The sequence below is a fragment of the Allopusillimonas ginsengisoli genome, from assembly GCF_004153455.1.
In the GTDB taxonomy this organism is placed as follows: Bacteria; Pseudomonadota; Gammaproteobacteria; order Burkholderiales; family Burkholderiaceae_B; genus Allopusillimonas; species Allopusillimonas ginsengisoli.
In genome coordinates, this window is record NZ_SDQE01000008.1 from 153,212 (window position 1) to 172,820 (window position 19,609).

Consider the following 19,609-nt stretch of genomic DNA (forward strand, 5'->3'; position numbering starts at 1 on the left):
TCTCCGACGACAGTTCCATGGCAGGCCGGCCTGCGGCCGGCGCCAGAGATTATTCGCTTTGCGCGGCCTCAGCTTCCTGCCCGGGCGGCGGCGGGACTGGATACGTGCGGTCGAGCGAAATCAGGTATTCGACAAGGTCCAGGGCCTCGGGCTTGGCGACCACCACCTTGCCTGGCGGCTCATAGCCTGGCGGCAGATGAACCACTTTGTCGCCCTCCTCGGCCTTGTCCTTGACTTCGAAGAGATAGGGATAAGACGGCATGATGCTGCCCGGCGCATAGGCGCGCGGCTGGTACAGGTGGCCCAGTTGCCAGTCCACGCTGGGCTGGCGCGCGCCAATATTGAGCAGATCGGGGCCCGTGCGCATGGTGCCAAGCAAATGCGGGTGGTCGTAGTAGTAGTCCTCCGCCACCGGCGCCCTGCCCCAGCCGCGGCTGAAGTCCGGCGCCTGCTGCTGGGCCCGCGGCTGCTGGGTGTGACAGTAAACACAGCCGTTGTCGATGTACTGCTGGCGCCCGCGCAGTTGCTGCGAGCTGTAAGGCTTCAGATCCGCCGGCGGCTCCAGGTCCGACAGCTGCATATAAGGCAGAACAACCAGTGTGGCAGTCGCCAGGGCGAGCGTCACCATGGCGCCGCCCAAAAGTTTGTATTCGCTTTCCATGATCAGGCTTCCTGGGCAACAACGCTGTCCAGCGACGGAGTGCGTTTGTGAAACAAGGCCGGGCCGACGCGCTTGCGGCCATAGCGCAAGGCCATCGTGACAAAGTGAAAGGCAAATACAATGTGGCCGAGGGTCATGATGGCGCCACCCACGGTGCGCGACTCAAGATAGGGAATGGTGAGACGCACCGAATCCATGAAAGGACGCGTGGCATCGAGCATGGCAATCCCCTGCAGCCAGCCGCCTATAGTCAGGCCAATAAAATACACACTGAAGCCGACGACAACCAGCCAGAAATGCAGGGCGATCAGCCTGGGGTAAGGCCATTCCCATGACATGACGCGCGGCATCACAAAATAAATCGCGCCAAACATGACCAATGAGAAGAACCCATACAGGCCAAGATGCGCATGCGCTACCGTGAAATGCGTGAAGTGCGTCACGGTATTGATGCTGCGCAGCGCTTCGAACGAACCCTGAACCGAACTCAAGGTATACATCATGCCCCCGAGCACAATGAATCGCAGTGTGGGCGAGTAGATCAAGGTCTTGAAGTGATGGCGCATCGTCAGGTGCTGGTTCACCGAGAACGCCAGCACCGGTACGATCATCATCATGCTCTGCACGATAGACAGTGTGACCAGCCAGCTGGGTACCGGCCCGCCCACCAGGTGGTGCCCGCCCACCTGCCCATAGAAGAAGGCCAGCGCCCAGAAACCGATCAGGGACAAGTTGTAGGACTGGATCGGGCGCCCGATGATCTTGGGCAGGAAGTAGTACACCGAGGCCAGCGCCACTGGGGTGTAGAACAGACCCAGCACGTTATGGCCGAACCACCAGTTCATCGTGGCCTGCTGCACGCCAAAATGCACGCTGGGCAGGTTGCCGACCAGAAACAGAATGGGAAACCAGAACAGCGCTGCGCCCATGTACCAGATCGACACATACAAGTGCTTGACCTTGCGGTTCTGCAGGGTGAACACCAGCGGCAATCCGATCAATGCACCGCCGACCACGAACAGAATGTCGACCTGCCAGGGGATCTCAAGCCACTCCAGCCCATCGCTGAAGCCCGCGGCAATGCTGCCCAGTCCCGCGATCAGCGCCGCGTTCCACAGCATGCAGCCCAGCAATGCAAAACGTCCGCCCATCAGCTCGCTCTTGAGCAGGCGCGGCAGCGTCCACATGGCAACGCCGAACGCCGCCATGGGGGCCCAGCCATAGGCCACCGCATTCAGATGCAAGGTACGCATCCGGCCAAAGGTCAGCCAGGCGTACTGGGTCAGAAAATCGGGCTCGTGCAGCTTGTAGGAGCTGATCAGGCCAGCCACCGAGGCAAAGACCAGCCAGACAATTGCACAGGACAGAAACACGAAAACGACCCAGGCGGACGAACGGTCGGCCTGTATCCGATCGGCCAGCTCCTGACGCGCGAGCGCCTCATCGGCGGGCGCAAGCGAGGTATGGGTGGCGTCGACAGCCTGTTGCAAGGCCTTCTGCTGCGCCGCCGTGGCGGAAGGTTCTTCCACCTTGCCGATCTCTCCTTCGGAGAAAATGACGTTGGCGGCCGCTGGATTATCATCAAAAAGATGATGCCGTAGTGACCAAATGAAGACAAACAGGCCGGTCACCGACAAGACAAATGTCAGCAACAGTATGACGGTAGTGTTCATGTGTGTTCCAAGGCAAAGAATCTGAAACGCCTCTCTTCGCCCCCTGCTTGCTCGCTGGCGGGCTAAACGTTTCAGGTGAAAACAATTGCTATGCTACGTATTCTTTCTTTAAGATTAAGCAATTACCTTGATCCACATACGGTAATCTGACACCGCGCTGAGCGCTTTGCAGGCGCCGTAATCATGATGGCATCAGCCTTTCGCCGAAAAAGTGGGACATATTGTCCCAGTGGTCCAAAAGCAACAGAATTCACGGCATCGTGACGCTTTCAGGCGTCATTTCCCCGTTTCGTGCACGAGGTCCCGCGAGGGCAGCCGCGTGAAGCCGGTATCATTACACTTTACCCTGCAGCAGGAAGACGACTATGGAATGCACAATAGACTGGCATGGCCCCGACGGCATGCTGTTCGTGGCCCGCACCGGCACCGGCCATGTCACCGCCATGGATGGCGCGCCCGACGGCGGCGGCAACAATCTGGCGCCGCGCCCCATGGAAATGCTGCTCACCGGCGCGGGCGGCTGCGCCGCGTACGACGTCGTCCTGATTCTCAAGCGCGGACGCCACGCTGTCAGCCACTGCCAGGCCAAGCTCGAGGCGGAGCGCGCCACCACCGACCCCAAGGTCTTTACCAAGATACATTTTGCGTTTACCGTCACGGGGAAGAACCTGCCCCAGGCGGCGGTCGAACGCGCTGTGCAGCTATCGCACGAAAAATACTGCTCAGCCTCGGCCATGCTGGCCAAGACGGCAGAAATCACCCATTCCGTTACGATCCAGGAAGGATAGCGCGCTGCGCGCCCCCCTCCCACCCGCCAATTCAATACGATTTCATCATGCATCAGTACGAAGACTTCATGCGCCATGTCTACGAACACGGCACATTCAAATCCGATCGCACCGGCACGGGCACCCGCTCGGTCTTTGGCTACCAGATGCGATTCAACCTGAGCCAGGGCTTCCCCCTGATCACCACCAAAAAACTGCACACCAAGAGCATCTTCATTGAACTGCTGTGGTTTCTTCGCGGCGACTCGAATGTGCGCTGGCTGCAGGAACAAGGCGTGACGATATGGGATGAATGGGCAGGCCCCGATGGCGACCTCGGGCCAGTCTACGGGGTGCAGTGGCGATCCTGGCCCGCGCCCAATGGCGGCCATATCGACCAGATTTCGCAGTTGATGGCGCAAATCCGCGAAAACCCGGATTCGCGGCGGCATATCGTGTCCGCCTGGAACGTCGCCGACATCCCCAACATGGCCTTGCCGCCCTGCCATGCGTTCATGCAGTTTTATGTTGCCGATGGCAAGCTCTCATGCCAGCTTTATCAGCGCAGCGCGGACATTTTCCTGGGGGTTCCGTTCAATATCGCCAGCTATGCGCTGCTCACCCATCTGGTGGCGCAGCAATGCGACCTTGAGCCCGGCGATTTCATCTGGACCGGCGGCGATTGCCATCTGTACAGCAATCACATGGAGCAGGTCGAGCTGCAGCTCTCGCGCGAGCCACGGCCCTACCCCACACTCAACATCAAGCGCAAGCCGGCGTCGATTTTCGACTACCGCTACGAAGATTTCGACGTCGTGGGTTACGAACCTCATGCGCATATCAAGGCGCCCGTCGCCGTTTGAGATCAGCCCTATCCCGCGGGGCGACAGCAACATCCGCCGTTGCGCCCGCTGCAGCCTCGTCACGCCGATCCTTCGATTACAGTATTTCCATCTCCGATCGCAGATGCCGGTAGTCAAGCGCATGCAAATCAGCGGTATTCACGCCCGGCGCGGCCACCACCAGGATCTCGTCCGCCAGTCCGGCAAAGTCGGCGCGAAAATGCACCGAACTCTTTAAAACCAGTACCTGATAGTCGGCGGGCTCGGCACCCACATGGCGCAACATGGCCTGATCGGCCGCCTGCTGCTTGCGCGTCGACACCACGATATCCAGCTCGCCCACCCGCACCCGCGCCATGGGGCCCAGATCCATCCGGCAGCCCCGATAAAATGGACCTGTGCCGATAAAGCGACCATTGCCCAGGCCCATCACGCGAAACGTGGCCTGTAGCGGCGGGCCGCCGACACCGCTGCGCCCGCCCAGGGGCTGGGTCAATGTATGGTCGACACCTGTGGCATGCGCCATGGCGGCAAACTCGGGGTCGCATACGATGCCTGCACAGGCAGCCCGCACCCCGCCTAGCAGCAACGCCCTGAGCAAATCCGTGGTGTCGCCGGACCCGCCCCCGCCTGGATTGTCCTGGGTATCGGCGAGAATGATGTTGCGCTGCCCGGCGAGCGCATGCCGAACGGCATCCTCCACGCTGAGCAGCCTGCCCGCGAACCCGGTTTTGGCCAGCACAGCCGCTTCATACAGGGCATCGGCGGCATGCGCCGCCGATGCCGCAGTATTGGCATAGACGAGCACCGAGGGGCCGCAATCCTGGATATCGGCCAGCGGAAAGCCTGGAATGAATTGCGCCAGGCGCACGGAGTCGTTCTGCAGCGACAGCGCCACATCCAGCAGATGCGCGCCCGGATGGGCGAGCGTGCTCTGCCAGGGCATGGGGATGACAAACGGCAAGCGGCGCCATGCGCAGTGCAGAGTCTCCCCCGCCAGGATGCGCGCCAATAGAGCCGCCGCGCGGCGGCCAGTGTCCGCCATATCGACATGCGGATAGCTGCGATACGCAACCAGGGCATGGGTGTTTTCTATCATGGCGCGGCTGACATTAGCATGGAAGTCGAGCGCCACCACTATGGGCAGCCCAGGCCTGAGCCACCGCATGCGCGCCAACAGTTCGCCTTCCGCATCGTCCAGTTGCTCGGTCACCATCGCGCCGTGCAGATCAAGAAAGAGTGCATCAAGCTGAGGGTGCGCTGCCAGCCTTTGCTCAAGGCTGTCCAGCACCGCATCATAGGCAGCCTGCGCCACCGGCCCCGAGGGATTGGCCGAACACCACAGCAAGGGCGCCAGCGTATGCCCGGCCTGCTCGGCCGCTTCCACAAAGCCACTGATGGCCAGATTCATGTGCCGGGTTTCGTCAACCACCGCCTGGCCTTCCAGCATGCCAGGCCAGGCGTCGGCCTCGACAAAGCGCGCCAGTGGCGTGGCTCTTTCCTCAAAGGTATTGGTTTCGTGCAGGAATCCTGCAACGCCTATGACTGCCATTCTCCCCTCCGTGATGCCACGCGGCAACCGCCATCACCGCGCTGCGCAAGCAGGGTGACGAGGGCTAAGCCGCTTATGCAAACGCCAGACCCCGCGCCAGCTTCCCGGCATGCGCCTGTGTGAAGATGCGGGTATAGTCCTGCGCGGTATAGGCAATGGGGTTGGTCTGCGCCGAACCGTCGGCCACAGCCATCCTGCCGATCTCCTCGGCGCGGTCGGCGGGTATGCCGATTTCCGCCAGCGTGTGCGGTATGCCTATGGACGCCCGCAAGCGCAGCAGCCATTGCATGAAGCCGTCAAAATCAGGCGGAACAAGGCCCATATACCTGGCCAGCCCCGCAATCGGTTCGAGAATGGCCTCGCGATTGGACGCCAGCACATAAGGCATGAGAATGGCATTCAGCGTGCCGTGATGGGCGTCGTATAGCGCGCCCAGCGGATGGGCCAGCGCGTGCATCGCCCCCAATCCTTTCTGAAAGGCCGTGGCGCCCATACACGACGCAACCAGCATGTAGTGACGTGCGGTGATATTGCTGCCATCTTCCACCGCTGACGGCAGATAGCGTTGTATCAGGCGAATACCCTCCAGCGCGATGCCATGCGCCATAGGATGATGCAAGGGTGAGCACAACGCCTCCAGGTTATGCGACAGCGCATCCATGCCCGTAGCTGCCGTCAAGCCTGCAGGCAGCCCCACACAGAGCTCGGCATCGAGCACCACAACAGCCGGCAGCATACGCGCATGAAAAATAATACGCTTGATGTGCGCCTCCTCGTCCGTGATCACGGACGCGCGGCCAACCTCAGATCCCGTTCCCGCCGTGGTGGGCACGGCAACCACCGGCGCCATCCCTGCCACATTCACACGCAAATAGTTATCGCCGACGTCTTCGAAATCCCACAATGGCCTGCTCTGCCCCACCATGAGCGCGATCGCCTTGCCTGCATCCAGCGCCGACCCCCCGCCAAATGCAACGACGCCGTCGTGCCCACCGCAATGATAAGCATGGGCCCCCTGCTCGACGTTGCTGCCAGTAGGATTGCTCTTGATGCCGGAGAACACGCCGCAGGACAAGCCCCCCTCCTCGCACTGTTCCACGACGGCGCGGAACACGGGCAAGTCGGCCAGCCCTGGATCGGTCACGAAAAGCGGACGTGACATGTTGAGCGCGCGGCAATGGCCGGCCAGTTCGCCGATGCGGCCCGGGCCCGCCTTGATCGCGGTCGGATAATTCCAGTTGACGTTGAGCTTGTTCATGATCTGAACCTAGGAGGTGCGCAGGTGAAAAGACTTGGTTTGCGTCAAGGCGTGATACCCCAGCGCCGACAACGATACGCCATGCCCGGTATTCTTGACGCCAGACCACGCCAGCGCCGGATCCAGATAATCACAGCGATTCATGAAAAACGTACCCACTTCCAGCTCGCGCCCGATACGCATCGCCGCATCGGCATCCGCGGTGAAGACCGCCCCCGTCAGCCCGTAGGCACTGTCGTTCATCAGGGTGATCGCCTGGGCATCGCCGCGAACCGGCATAATGCCGGCCACCGGCCCGAAACATTCATCGTTCATGACGGCCATGTCGTGATTGACGTCGACCAGCAAAGCGGGCGCCACGTAAGCAGTGCCTTCCTGGGCAGCCGCAAAGCGCCTGCCATCGATCAGGTTGGATGCTCCCTGGCGCAGCGCGGCATCAATGACCCCGCGAATCTCCTGTGCCGCGCTGTTGCGCACGACCGGGCCCAGCGTGGTGTCCGGGTCCATCGGATCGCCCAGCACGTATTCATGCGTCAGCGCCGCCGCGGCATCAACGAAATCGTCATATATTGCGTGATCCACATAAACACGCTGTATGCCGCAGCACGATTGTCCCGCATTGAAAAAGGCCCCATCGACAATGGTTTCGACTGCCTGCGTCAGATCGGCATCAGCCCGTACATAAGCGGCATCGTTGCCGCCCAGCTCAAGGCCCCGGCCAATAAACCGGCCGACAGCCGCCGCCTCGATGGCTTCGCCACCCGGCACCGAGCCCGTAAATGATACATAATCAATTTCAGGCGCCTGCACCAGCCTGGCCACCGTTCCATGGTTGGCATGCACAAACTGGAACACGCCTTCGGGCAGCCCTGCTTCATGGAAGGCCCGGTACATCTGCTCTGCGCACAGCGGCGTTTGATCCGAATGCTTCAGAATGACTGCATTCCCTGCCGCCAATGCCGGCACGATGCTATTGACTGCGGTCAGCAAAGGGTAATTCCATGGCGCAACGGTAAGCACCACGCCCACCGGCTCCCGCGCAATAAAACGCGTCAACCCTTGCCGGACGGGCAGCTTGAGCGGCGACAGCGCTTGCGCCGCCGCATCCAGCATGTACATGGCCCGCTCTTCAAATCCGCGCACTTCACCCGGTGTATAGCGCAAAGGGCGCCCCATTTGCCGTGTAATCGCTTCGGCGATCTCCGGACCATGCGCCACAAAATCCCGCACGGCTTTGCGCAACAATGCGCAGCGCGTATCCAGCGACTCGTATTTCCAGGCACGCTGCGCTTTGCGCGCGCGCGTGAGCGTGGCCATGATTTGCGCGTCGGAAGCATAGCTGCGGTGCAGCAGCGCAGTGCCGTCTATGGGACTGATGACCGTCAATTCGGATGGCATGAAGAATCCTGTTTAAGCGCGCCGCCGTTCAGATGATTTCAAAGTAACGCGCCAGCTCCCAGTCTGTGACGTGGTGGCGGAACTGACGCTCTTCCCATTCTCGCGTACTTGCAAAATGCTCGACAAAAGCATCCCCAAAATAAGCGCGTGCCATCTCGGAAGCGCGCAGGTGCTGTGCTGCCTCCCACAGCGTGCCCGGCAGTTTCTGATGTGCAGGAAAGTCCTGCGCATAGGCATTGCCGCTCACCATGGTATCTGGCGACAGTTCCTGTTCGATGCCGGCCAATCCAGAGGCCAGCGCCGCCGCCAATGCCAGATACGGATTGGCATCGGCCGACCCTATCCGCACCTCGACCCGCTGCGACTTGCTCGAACCGGGAATGACGCGCAAGGCCGTCGTGCGATTCTCGACGCCCCACGTGGCGTCCAGCGGCGCCCAATAGCCAGGCACCAGTCGTGTATAGCTGTTGATGGTCTGGGCATACATTGCCATGACGTCCGGCATATAGCGCTGCAACCCGGCCACGAACTGCGCCTGCCTGGCGCTCATTGCATAAGGTTGAGACGGATCATGAAAGACACTGCCTCCCGTGCTGCTATCCATGAGCGAAATATGGATATGGCCACTCTGGCCCGAATACTCGGCCGCCCATTTGGCCATGAAGGTCGCCATCAATCCGTGCTGCTCCGCCAGCGCCTTGCTGAACGTCTTGAACAGAAACCCCTTGTCGGCGGCATTGGCAAGGGTATCAACGGCGATCGCGGCCTCGAGTACGCCCGGGCCGGTCTCCGTGTGCAGGCTTTCGATCGGCATGTCCATGGCTTCGGACAGTGCAAGCAGGCTGGTGTAGAAATCGCCATTGACGGTACTGCGCAGCACTGAATAGCCGAAGTTTCCCGGTGTCCAGGTTTCCAGATTGCGATAGCCTTTGGCGCGCACGGACTTGGGCGTCTCATTGAACATAAAGAATTCATACTCCAGCGCCGCCAGGGCATCGAATCCCATTTCTTCCGCCTTGGCCAGCACCCGATGCAATACCCGACGCGGACAGATCTCGGCGGCCTTGCCATCCAGCTCAGCGATAAAAAACAGCATGTCCTCGCCGTTGATGCCTTTTTCCAGCGGCAGGCGACGACAGCTCGTCGGATCAATGCGCACCTGGGCGTCGGGGTAAGCCGTGTGCCAACCGGTGAACTGCACGTTGTCATACATGGCGTCGTTGGAATCCCAACCCATCACCACATCGCAGAACGCAAAGCCCGATTTCAGCGCCGATATGAACTTGTCCTTGCGCATGTATTTGCCGCGCATCACACCATCAATATCGGACAGGCCGATCTTGAAATGCGTCAGACCGCTGGACTCGACCAGGCGTATCGCCTCGCTGGCATCCTTGACTCTGCGTTCCTGCATGTGTCGTCTCCGTTCTTGTTCTGAAGATCAAGTATTTATGTGCCGACCGCCGCATGAATACACGCCAGCGCCTGCTGATGCAAGCCGGCATTGGCCGCCGCCAGCACGCGACCGCAGGAATGCATGGTCAAGGGCTTGCCTTCCCAGTCTGTAATGATGCCGCCTGCCGCCTTGATGATAGGCGCGACAGCCAGATAATCGTACGGCTGCAGCCCCGCCTCCATCACCAGATCGATGCACCCCGAGGCCAGCAAACCATAGCTATAGCAGTCTCCGCCATAGCGGCGAAGATACACCGCTCGGCTCAGCGTGTTGAATAGGGGAGCCTCATGGGCATCGAAAATATCGGGGTCTGTTGCATACAGGATGGCGTTCGCCAGCGTAGCCGTGTCGCGTGTATGGCAGGGTACGCCGTCCAGCGTTGCCGGCTGATTGGCCATGCCCACCCACCGCTCAGACGTCACAGGGATATCGATCAGGCCAAAAACAGGGTGGCCGCGATGCAGCAAGCCCAGCAGCGTGCCCCATAGCGGATGACCGGATACAAAACTGCGCGTGCCGTCGATAGGGTCTATGGACCAGACGAATTCAGCGTCGGCGTGTTCCGTGCCGTACTCTTCGCCCAGAATGCCATGTGTGGGATAACGCTGCCCGATGGCTTGGCGCAAAGCCTGCTCGACCTCGCGATCGGCAATCGTAACGGGACTTTCATCCGCCTTGGTGGTAATTGCCAATGGATGGCGAAAATTGCGCAAGGCGATGGCCCGGGACCGGGTGGCGATGTCTTCTGCAAAAAGCGCTATCTCGACTAAAAACGCGGGCTTTTGATGTATATCGTTCATGGCGGGCTTCTCGAGTACTGACCAGTAAAAGCGCTGTGCTGCCTGATTTACTTCGCCTCGGCCGGTGGGTTGCCTGAAAATAATTCTATACACGCTTGCATAAATAAGCAAATTTCCACAAAATAACAACCACGGCGAAATCAAGCCATTTAGCCTGAAAAGAAATACGAAGCAGCACTCCCTCTGTTGTTCAAGCAAAATCCAAAACGCTTAAAAAAAGAGTCAGGAGACACCATGAAAGCTTCACACACGTTCGTACTGGCACTGGCTGTCCTGGGCACACTGGGCCTCAGGACAGCACAGGCCGGCTCCATCACCGTCTATACCGCGCTCGAAAACGACGAAATCTCCGAATACATGGATCTGGCCAAAAAGGCATTGCCGGACATCACCGTGCATGTGCTGCGCCTGTCTACCGGCGATCTCGCCGCACGGCTATTGGCAGAATCCAAGAACCCTCGCAACGATGTCATCTGGGGCTTTGCCGTCACCAACATGCTGGACCCGCGCATTCAGGCGCTGCTTCAACCCTATATGCCTGAAGCCGCCTCCAAACTGCCTGACATCTATCGCGACAAAAACAATAAATGGTTCGCGGCCACAGGCTACATGGCAGCCTTCTGTGTCAACACCAAGCGTCTTGAAAGCAAGAAACTGCCCATGCCTGCCTCATGGCAAGACCTGACCAACCCCGTTTACAAAGGCGAGATCGTCATGCCCAATCCCGCCGCCTCCGGGACCGGCTATCTGCAGATCGCCGCCCTCCTCCAGGGCATGGGCGACGATAAAGGCTGGCAATTGATTGCCGACCTGGACAAGAACATGGCCCAATACACGGACTCGGGTTCGCGGCCGTGCAAAATGGCCCGCACCGGCGAATACACCATAGGCGCCTCCTTCGCCTTCCCGGCCATGCAGTCCATCGAAGAAGGATTCCCGATCAAGATGGTGATCCCCAGCGATTACGACGGCTACGAGCTGGAGGCTTCCGGCCTGATGGCGACCACCAAGAATGCCGAAGATGCCAAACGTTTTCTGGACTGGACGCTGTCACCGGAAGTGGCCAGCCTGTACAAAAAATACAAGGAAATCGTCACCATCCCCGGCATTACGCCGTCGGACGCCTCGCTCAAGGCTGGTCTGCCGGAAGATGTATCCACCGTTCTGTACCCGATCGATTTTGAAAAGTCGGCGCATGATCGCGCAGACATCATCAAGAAGTGGCAGCAAACCACTCAAAAGTAGACATCATTATGTGCGGGGAGACGAGCGCAGCCGCGTGCTCAATATAAAAGGAGAGCACGCGGCAGGCTTGGCACAAGACAAGCAGTGAGAGGTACGCCATCAAGCATGCTGGCGCCGGAAACCGGGGACAACATGACCTTAGAGATTAGCAACGTATGCAAGGACTTCGACTCGTTTGTCGCGCTGAAAGACATCAACCTCACTGTAGGCGAGCATGAGTTTGTTTGCCTGCTCGGCCCCAGTGGCTGCGGCAAGACCACATTGCTGCGCATCATCGCTGGCCTGCTTCCGCTTTCCAGCGGCAGCCTGAGCTTCGCGGGAAAAGACCTGAGCCATGTGCCTGCGCGCGAGCGCGGCTTCGGCATCGTGTTTCAGTCGTACTCGCTGTTCCCTAACATGACAGCGGCGCAGAACATCGGCTATGGCCTGCGTATTCGCCGGGAATCCGCAGCCCGGATCGAGACGCGAACACAGGAACTGCTCAATCTGATCCAGCTTTCGCATCTGGCGCAACGCTATCCCTGGCAACTGTCGGGCGGCCAACAACAGCGTGTGGCATTGGCGCGCGCGCTGGCAGTCGATCCCAAGCTCATCTTGCTTGATGAACCCTTGTCGGCACTGGATGCCCGCGTGCGCAACGAAATGCGGGTGGAGATTCGGGAAGTGCAGCGTCGGCTCAAGATTCCGACCATCATGGTGACCCATGACCAGGAAGAAGCCTTGATGCTGGCCGACCGCATTGTCTGCATGAACAACGGCGGCATCGAGCAGGTGGGATCGCCGCAAGCACTTTACCTGCATCCGCAAACCCGCTTTGTGGCGGACTTTGTGGGCATCAGCAACCTGTTGTCCACAGCATGGGTGCGCGCACATCTGCCCCACCTGCTGGAAAGCAGGCCTGCCGGCGACGATGACGCATTGGAGGTATGCGTACGACCGGAGAACATTCTGGTGTTGCCGGAAGTTGACGGCGATGCCGTCATTACGGCCATCACCTTTCTGGGCAATCTCAGCCGCCTGCGCGTCGATTGGCATGACCGCATGTTTATCGTCGAAGCGCCCCGCGCAACGGCATTGCAGACCGGTTCGCGCGTGCGCCTGCAGCTTGACGCCCAGTTCTGCAGCTGGGTCAGACGATGACGCCCGCCAGCCTCATGCCGCGCAACGCCGAGCAGTGGCTGGTCACGGCCTGCGTCGTATTTCCGACGCTGGGCCTCATCATCTTCGTGGCCTATCCACTGACCACTATTTTCTGGCAGAGCTTCACGCTGATCGACGGCAGCATGGGGCTGGACAACTATGTGGCCATTACCTCGACGCCGGGCCTGCTCAGGGCCGGCTGGAACAGCCTGGTCGTCAGCGTCAGCACCACCCTCTTTTGCGTTGTCGCAGGCTTTGCAATCGCCTACTCGCTGGAACGCACCTGCATGCCCGGCAAGCGCGCCCTGCGCATCGTGTTGCTGCTGCCCCTTCTGGCGCCATCGCTGGTACAGGGACTGGGCTTGCTGTTCATCCTAGGGCGCAACGGGTTGGTGCATCAATGGACTGGCTGGGACATCAACGTATATGGCTATTCAGGCCTGCTGATGTCGGACATCTTCTATGCGTTGCCGCAAGCCGTGATGATTATTCAGGCCGCGCTGCGCAACTCCGACGCACGCTACTACGACGCCGCCTCGGTGATGGGCGCCACCGGATGGCGCAAGTTCTTCGACATCACGCTGCCCAATGCCAAGTTCGGCCTGCTCAGCGCGGGTTTTGTTGTCTTTACCATCACCATTACGGACTTTGGCAACGCCGCCGTTATCGCAGGCGACTACCGCGTGCTGGCCACCGAAATTTTCAGCCAGGTCTCGGGTCAGCAGAATTTCGGCATGGGCTCTGTTGTCGGCATCATTCTGCTGCTGCCCTCGCTGGTATCGGTCTATATAGAGCGTGTGTCATCCCAGAAACAGTTCGGCACCGCGTCGGAAGGTCAGATTCCCGTGCGGCCCGCGCCGGTATTCAAACGCGACGCGATCTTCGCCGCCATCAGCTATTTTTTCATGTTCTGCATCGTCGCCATCATCGCCGTGGTGATCTTCGCCAGCTTTGTCAAACTATGGCCCTACAACATGAGTTTCACATTGAAGAACTTCGACGTGCAGGTCAGTGGCGGCTATCAGCCCATCTGGACTACGCTGTACGTGTCCTTTATTGCCGCCATCATTGGTGTCGTGCTGCTGTTCAGCCTGGCATATGGCGCCAAGCATGTGTCGGGCAGCATCTCCAAGGCCATTTATCTGATCGCCGTGCTGCCCGTTGGCGTACCCGGCCTCGTGCTGGGCCTGTCGTATATTTTTGCCTTCAACAACCCAAGCACGCCGCTCTATCTACTGTACGGCACTGCCATTCTCATCGCATTGTGTAATTTCTATCACTATCATACCCAGGGATTTTTAACGATGATGACCGGCATGCGGGCTGTACCCCAGGCCCTCGAAGAAGTCATCAACTGCCTGGGCGGCAGCGTACGCCGCGTGCTCACCGACGCGGTGCTGCCCTTTATTGCACCCACAGTACTATCAGTGTTTTTCTTTTTGTTCATGCGTTCCATGGTTACCCTGTCCGCTGTCATTTTCCTGGTCACACCACAGCTCGACCTGGCCTCTGTTTCTGTCATGCACTTGAATGAAGCAGGTTTCGTCTCCCAGGCTGCGGCGTTCTCAACCATCATCATCGCCGTCGTCGTCACGGCCATGCTGCTCATGCACCTGTTTCTCGCCCGCATCACACCCAAAACCGGCATGAAGGAGAGCTAAATGTGGCTGGAAGCAAGACATCAGCGCATCCAGTCCCTACTCGAGAGACTGAACCGCGTGACGACGGATCAGGTGGTTGTCGAGCTGGGCGTTTCGCGCGAAACCGTCAGGCGGGACTTTCTGGACCTCGAAGCCCAGGGCGTGCTGCGCCGCGTGCACGGCGGCGCCGTGCGCATCCAGCCCGAACCTCCCATCGGCAAACGTATCGCCACGCGCGTGAAGTACAAGCAGAGCATCGCGCATGCCGTGGCCCAGCGCCTGGATCGCGCCCTGACACTGTTCCTGGACGCTGGCAGCACCACCACCCTGCTGGCACGCGAGCTCGCCCGCCTGTCGGATCTCACCATCATCACGAATTCCCTGGACGCTGCCTATAAGTTCCGCGAAGAGGCCGAGGAAAGCAACAGCCGCATCATTGTGCTGGGCGGCGAGCTCAGCCCACGGCTGCCCGCCACATCGGGCTCCGTGACGGTAGCGGAGATATCCCGCTACAGCGTCGACTACGCACTGCTCTCGCCTGTTGCCATCGACGCCGCGCGCGGCGCGACCAGTTTCGAGCACGACGAAGCCGCCATTGCCCAGGCCATGGTACGCAACGCCAGGCAAACTTTCATCCTTGCCGACTACAGCAAGATCGGACAGCGAAGCCGCATTACCTATTGCGCGGCCAACAAAGTAGACATGCTGTTCACCAATACACGCGCTGCCGAGCAGGAGGGCTACGGTGAACTCAAGGCCAAGGTTGGCGAAGTCGTGCTGGCATGAGGCGCTGTGTGCATGGCACACCACAACATCGTCGCCGGCATACGCAAAGGTTCTGGTATAAAGAGGGCGCCTGTCATCAACACACCCCTTATCCGCCAACATGTCTTCACCGCTTATCCAGCTCGTCGTCGCCTATTCCGAGAACCGCGTCATTGGGCGCGACAACACGCTGCCCTGGCGTCTGCCCGCCGACCTGGCACACTTCAAGCGAACAACGCTGGGCAATCCCATTGTCATGGGCCGCAACACCTGGGAATCGCTGGGCCGGCCATTGCCTGGCCGGCTGAACGTCGTCATCAGCCGCAACCCGTCGTACGATGCGCCAGGCGCCACCGTATGCACATCACTTGATGCCGCATTGGCGGCCTGCGCCGCCACTGCTGCCGAAAAAATCAGTATCATCGGCGGCGAACAGATTTTCCGCCATGCACTGGATTTGGCGGATCGCGTCATCGCCACCGAGGTCCATGCCCACATTGATGGCGACACATGGTTTGCGCCGCTGGATCCCAACATGTGGACGGAAGTGGAACGTCTGCCTCAGCCCGAGGAAAATGGCCTGACATTCGATTTTGTCGAGTACGCACGCAAGCGCGGGTGATCACGCGCTACCCAGCGAAGCGCCCTACTCAACGCATCGGCGAGGCACTGCAACGCGCAGCCTAGTACTTTCCCGTAGATTGACATCGCCACGCACCAAAACAGGGCGCGAGAGCCTCGGGCGGCAACAAAACACGCAAACTTCAAATCCGCCCCCAACCTATTGATATGTATCATTTTTATCCGCGACAAAATCACGCACGGCCTCCGTGTATTGGTATGATTCCTTAAAGGAATAAGTAAACCTGAGTTTTATTCCCTTTTTCGAAAGGACCCTTGTATGCATCATGCACTCAAGGAGTACAAACATGACTCAACAAACTCATTCTGTTGGCATTCATACGGTCCCACATGTGTTGGATGAACACACGATAGCGTCCTTACAGCGCATCGTGACTCCACACCTCAGTGACAACCTTCAACGCCAAGTCGGTGTAGTGGGATTAAAGCGATACAACAAAACAGGAAAATTGGTGGGCACCGCGCTGACGGTAAAAACTCGGCCAGGTGACAACCTGTTCATTTACAAGGCCATGACGTTGCTGAAGAAAGGCCACGTGTTGGTCGTGGATGCAGGCGGTGAGCTATCCAATGCCTGCGTCGGCGAGATCATGAAGAAGTATCTGCAGCAGCAAGGATGTGCAGGCTTAATCGTGGATGGCGCCATACGCGATGTCGCCGCGTTCGAACAGGACAGCTTCCCGTGCTATGCCAGGGGCAACGTGCACCGCGGTCCTTATAAGGATGGTCCTGGCGCAATCAATGTCCCAGTGAGTATTGGCGGCCAAGTGATTAACCCAGGCGATGTCATCGTGGCCGATGAAGACGGCATTGTGGCCTTTGCTCCTGATTTGACTGAGGCGCTGATCAAAGCAGGCAACGCACATGCAGAAAAGGAAGCACGAATCATGGATGAGATATCCAGCGGCAGCGTAGAACAGAGCTGGCTGCAATCCGTTTTGAAAGCGAAAGGTCTTTAAGCAAATGCGTACCACTGAATTAAATGCATCAGCATATCTAGCCAAGAGAATGCAGCTCATCAAGCCTTCGGCCAGCATGATGGCGAAAAAAAAGGTGGATACATTGCGCGTCGAAGGCAAACAGGTCATCGATTTCACGATAGGCGAACCTGACCGGAGCACACCCGCTCATATTGCACAGGCGGGGATCAACGCAATCCAGAATGGGCACACAAAATACACCGCGACCTCAGGTATCAAGAAGCTTTTACTAGCCATTCAAAACAAATACCGGATTGAAAACCAACTGGATTTCAATCTGGATCAACTGGTAGTAGGCACCGGCGCAAAGCAGCTGATTTTCTCTGCGCTGTCTGTCACATTGGACGAAGATGACGAGGTCATTATCCCAGCTCCCTATTGGGTTTCTTATCCCGACATGGTGTTGCTGAACAATGGCACACCTGTGATTCTCCAGACAACTGACAGCAACGGGTTCAAGATCACGGCTGAATCGCTTGAAGCCGCGATCACTGACAAAACAAAATGGCTGCTTCTGAACAGCCCCAACAACCCGTGCGGCGCGCTGTACACAGAGAGTGAACTCGGACAACTTCTGCATGTGCTGGAACGTCATCCGCAGGTATTGTTGATGATGGACGAAATCTATGAAAATTTCAGCTACGAGCAGCATTATGTCTCGCCGCTGGCGGTTGGCAGAGCCATGCGCGACAGGACACTGCTAGTCAATGGGGTTTCCAAAGCTTATGCCATGACCGGCTGGCGCATTGGGTATGCCGCTGGGCCTTCATTTCTAATCAAGGCAATTACCACGCTCATTTCGCAAACGACATCTTGTGCCAGCGAGATCAGTCAGGAAGCCGCGGCCGCAGCCTTATCCGGCGACCAATCTTGCGTGAGGGAAACCACCACGCTCTATCAGGCAAGACGCGATGTAATGGTAGAGCTTCTCAATAAGATCCCGGGCGTCGCATGCGCCACGCCTGGAGGCGCATTTTATGTTTTCCCAAATATTCAAGGCTTGCTCGGCACTATCACTCCACAAGGCAAAACCTTGAGCAGCGACCTTGATGTTGTGCATTACTTTCTGGACACTGCTGGTGTCGCCGTGTTGGACGGCACTGCCTATGGCGTGCCTGGGCATATTCGCCTGAGCTTCGCAACCGATCTGGACACAATCAAGTACGGCTGCGGGCAACTGTCGAAAGCCTGCAGTCAACTTACGTAACGCCCCTACTTAACGGAGACAAAACTATGAAAACGAAAATATTCACCAAAGCATTGCCTCTCATCCTGTCCTTGGGCATCGTTGGCATCGCCAATGCAGACGTCCTGGAAAACATCAAGGATCGCGGCACAATCGTATGCGGTACATTGGGCACCTCAGAACCGTTCAGCTTCCAAGACCCCGCCACACGTCAGGTGGTTGGTTATGAAGTTGATCTCTGCAAAAAAATCGCTGAACACCTCGACGTGAAGCTTGAAGTAAAGATGATTTCGGTGGCGGCGCGAATTCCCGAGCTCGTCGCTGGCCGCGTTGACGTCGTCGCCGCCAATCTGGGTTGGTCGCCTGATCGCGCTCAGCAGATCGACTATAGCTACGCCGATTATGTGAGTCCACAAAAAATACTGATACGCAGGAGCGATGCCGACAAATTCAAGACGCCTGCCGATTTTGCCGGACAAAGAGTGAGTGCGGTCAACGGTTCATCTTCTGAAGCTGGTGCAAAACGGCTCATTCCTGATGTCACCACGGTTACGTTCAAGGATCCACCTACCGCCTTCCTGGCCCTGCAACAAAAGAAGGTATCGGGCTTTGTAGGATCCGAACTCATGCTGCTCAAGTTCAAGCAGCAATCCGAAAACACGCCCGTCAAGCTCGACATTGTCGACAAGGCACTATTCACCGAACCGTGGGGCATAGGCGTGCGCAAAGGCGAAACCGCGCTGTTAAAACAGGTCAATGACACGCTCGGCGATCTCGAGGCTTCCGGCGAAGCCGAACAAATCTTTGAAAAATGGTTCGGTAAAGATACAAATTTCTATACCAAACGAGAGTTCAAGTTTGAAGAGATCAAAGGCTGAGCATGACACCAGGGTGCTCACGCCATGAACTACACACTTGATTTCGCGTCGTTACTGAGCAACGACTACCCTGGTTTGATTCTCCGGGGGGTGGCGACCACCCTGGAGATGACGGCGCTTGCCTGGTTGCTGGCCTTCGGGCTGGGTAGCTTGCTAACGGTGCTGCGCACGTTAAAGATCAAAGCGCTGGACTATCTTATCGTCCTTTACATTGCATTTCATCGCAACGTGCCCATGTTGGTGCATATCCTGCTTTGGTACTTCGGCATCGCGGCCATCATGCCTGCATCCATCAACGACCGGATCAACATCCTGGGCGGTGAGTTCTTCTATTCCACGATTGCAATAGGCCTTGTCACCGCCGCATACGTATCTGAAGACCTGCGAAGCGCGATACGAGCCATACCAGTCGGTCAAATGGAGGCTTCTCGCACATTGGGCCTGAACTACCTGCGCTCCATGCGCAAAATCATCCTGCCGCAAGCGTTCATTATTTCTATACCAACGCTGACCAATCAGACGCTTTTGTTGTTCAAGAACACCAGCCTCGCGATGGCGATAGGCCTGATCGAACTGACTGGAGCAGGACGTGAAATCGAATCAGCAACATTCAAAACATTTGAAGTCTATTTTGTCGTTACGGTTCTTTACCTGGCTATTTCGCTGGTGCTGATGTTTTTGGGCGCCCATCTGTCAAAACGTTCCGCGTTCCGCGCCAAGTAGACC

General features: G+C 58.3%; 18 protein-coding genes. 11 read left to right on the plus strand and 7 right to left on the minus strand.

Annotated elements, in window-relative coordinates; all coding sequences use genetic code 11:
- Positions 1 to 49: 49 nt before the first annotated feature.
- Both ERE07_RS14845 and ERE07_RS14850 read right to left on the minus strand, forming a co-directional pair.
- Positions 50 to 661: a cbb3-type cytochrome c oxidase subunit II gene (locus tag ERE07_RS14845; protein WP_130009814.1), complete on the minus strand. Its 612-nt coding sequence runs from the start codon at positions 659 to 661 to the stop codon at positions 50 to 52.
- A 2-nt stretch (positions 662 to 663) separates the two neighbouring features.
- Positions 664 to 2,334, minus strand: coding sequence for a cbb3-type cytochrome c oxidase subunit I (locus ERE07_RS14850; protein WP_130009815.1), 1,671 nt, complete (start codon positions 2,332 to 2,334; stop codon positions 664 to 666).
- Positions 2,335 to 2,699: 365 nt separating this feature from the next.
- Here ERE07_RS14850 and ERE07_RS14855 point away from each other — a divergent pair, with 365 nt between their 5' ends.
- Together ERE07_RS14855 and ERE07_RS14860 are read left to right on the plus strand one after the other, a co-directional pair.
- Positions 2,700 to 3,122 (plus strand): OsmC family protein, encoded by a 423-nt coding sequence (locus tag ERE07_RS14855; protein ID WP_130009816.1) that lies wholly within the window; start codon positions 2,700 to 2,702, stop codon positions 3,120 to 3,122.
- A 47-nt stretch (positions 3,123 to 3,169) separates the two neighbouring features.
- A complete protein-coding gene (locus tag ERE07_RS14860) occupies positions 3,170 to 3,964 on the plus strand; it encodes a thymidylate synthase (RefSeq protein ID WP_130009817.1) in 795 nt (264 codons plus the stop codon).
- 76 nt (positions 3,965 to 4,040) lie between these two features.
- Here ERE07_RS14860 and ERE07_RS14865 read toward each other — a convergent pair whose 3' ends face one another.
- From ERE07_RS14865 to hisN, 5 genes are all read right to left on the minus strand, one after another.
- Positions 4,041 to 5,495 (minus strand): M81 family metallopeptidase, encoded by a 1,455-nt coding sequence (locus ERE07_RS14865; RefSeq protein WP_130009818.1) that lies wholly within the window; start codon positions 5,493 to 5,495, stop codon positions 4,041 to 4,043.
- A 73-nt stretch (positions 5,496 to 5,568) separates the two neighbouring features.
- On the minus strand, positions 5,569 to 6,753 hold the full coding sequence (locus ERE07_RS14870; RefSeq protein WP_130009819.1) for an iron-containing alcohol dehydrogenase: 1,185 nt from the start codon (positions 6,751 to 6,753) through the stop codon (positions 5,569 to 5,571).
- Between the two features lie 9 nt (positions 6,754 to 6,762).
- Entirely contained in the window at positions 6,763 to 8,151 is a 1,389-nt protein-coding gene (locus ERE07_RS14875) for an aldehyde dehydrogenase family protein (protein ID WP_130009820.1), read from the minus strand.
- 28 nt (positions 8,152 to 8,179) lie between these two features.
- Entirely contained in the window at positions 8,180 to 9,565 is a 1,386-nt protein-coding gene (locus ERE07_RS14880) for a glutamine synthetase family protein (RefSeq protein ID WP_130009821.1), read from the minus strand.
- 35 nt (positions 9,566 to 9,600) lie between these two features.
- Entirely contained in the window at positions 9,601 to 10,407 is an 807-nt protein-coding gene (gene hisN, locus ERE07_RS14885) for a histidinol-phosphatase (RefSeq protein WP_130009822.1), read from the minus strand.
- A gap of 234 nt (positions 10,408 to 10,641) precedes the next feature.
- On the opposite strand from hisN, the gene ERE07_RS14890 reads away from it, so the two are divergent.
- The 9 genes from ERE07_RS14890 (at position 10,642) to ERE07_RS14930 (ending at position 19,606) form a co-directional block, all read left to right on the plus strand.
- Positions 10,642 to 11,652: an ABC transporter substrate-binding protein gene (locus ERE07_RS14890; protein ID WP_130009823.1), complete on the plus strand. Its 1,011-nt coding sequence runs from the start codon at positions 10,642 to 10,644 to the stop codon at positions 11,650 to 11,652.
- Positions 11,653 to 11,784: 132 nt separating this feature from the next.
- A complete protein-coding gene (locus ERE07_RS14895) occupies positions 11,785 to 12,792 on the plus strand; it encodes an ABC transporter ATP-binding protein (protein WP_130009824.1) in 1,008 nt (335 codons plus the stop codon).
- A complete protein-coding gene (locus ERE07_RS14900; RefSeq protein ID WP_130009825.1) occupies positions 12,789 to 14,453 on the plus strand; it encodes an ABC transporter permease subunit in 1,665 nt (554 codons plus the stop codon). Before ERE07_RS14895 ends, ERE07_RS14900 begins: the two co-directional genes overlap by 4 nt.
- A complete protein-coding gene (locus ERE07_RS14905; protein WP_130009826.1) occupies positions 14,454 to 15,218 on the plus strand; it encodes a DeoR/GlpR family DNA-binding transcription regulator in 765 nt (254 codons plus the stop codon). It abuts the gene before it with no gap.
- A 100-nt stretch (positions 15,219 to 15,318) separates the two neighbouring features.
- Positions 15,319 to 15,819 carry a dihydrofolate reductase gene (locus ERE07_RS14910; RefSeq protein WP_130009827.1) on the plus strand — a complete coding sequence of 167 codons (501 nt, stop codon included), beginning with the start codon at positions 15,319 to 15,321 and terminating at the stop codon, positions 15,817 to 15,819.
- A gap of 307 nt (positions 15,820 to 16,126) precedes the next feature.
- Positions 16,127 to 16,798 carry an RraA family protein gene (locus ERE07_RS14915; protein WP_130009828.1) on the plus strand — a complete coding sequence of 224 codons (672 nt, stop codon included), beginning with the start codon at positions 16,127 to 16,129 and terminating at the stop codon, positions 16,796 to 16,798.
- Positions 16,799 to 16,847: 49 nt separating this feature from the next.
- Positions 16,848 to 18,026, plus strand: coding sequence for an aminotransferase class I/II-fold pyridoxal phosphate-dependent enzyme (locus tag ERE07_RS14920; protein WP_245153733.1), 1,179 nt, complete (start codon positions 16,848 to 16,850; stop codon positions 18,024 to 18,026).
- Positions 18,027 to 18,052: 26 nt separating this feature from the next.
- Positions 18,053 to 18,883, plus strand: coding sequence for an ABC transporter substrate-binding protein (locus tag ERE07_RS14925; protein WP_130009830.1), 831 nt, complete (start codon positions 18,053 to 18,055; stop codon positions 18,881 to 18,883).
- 24 nt (positions 18,884 to 18,907) lie between these two features.
- Complete coding sequence (locus ERE07_RS14930; RefSeq protein ID WP_130009831.1) at positions 18,908 to 19,606, plus strand: amino acid ABC transporter permease; 699 nt, start codon at positions 18,908 to 18,910, stop codon at positions 19,604 to 19,606.
- Positions 19,607 to 19,609: the final 3 nt, after the last annotated feature.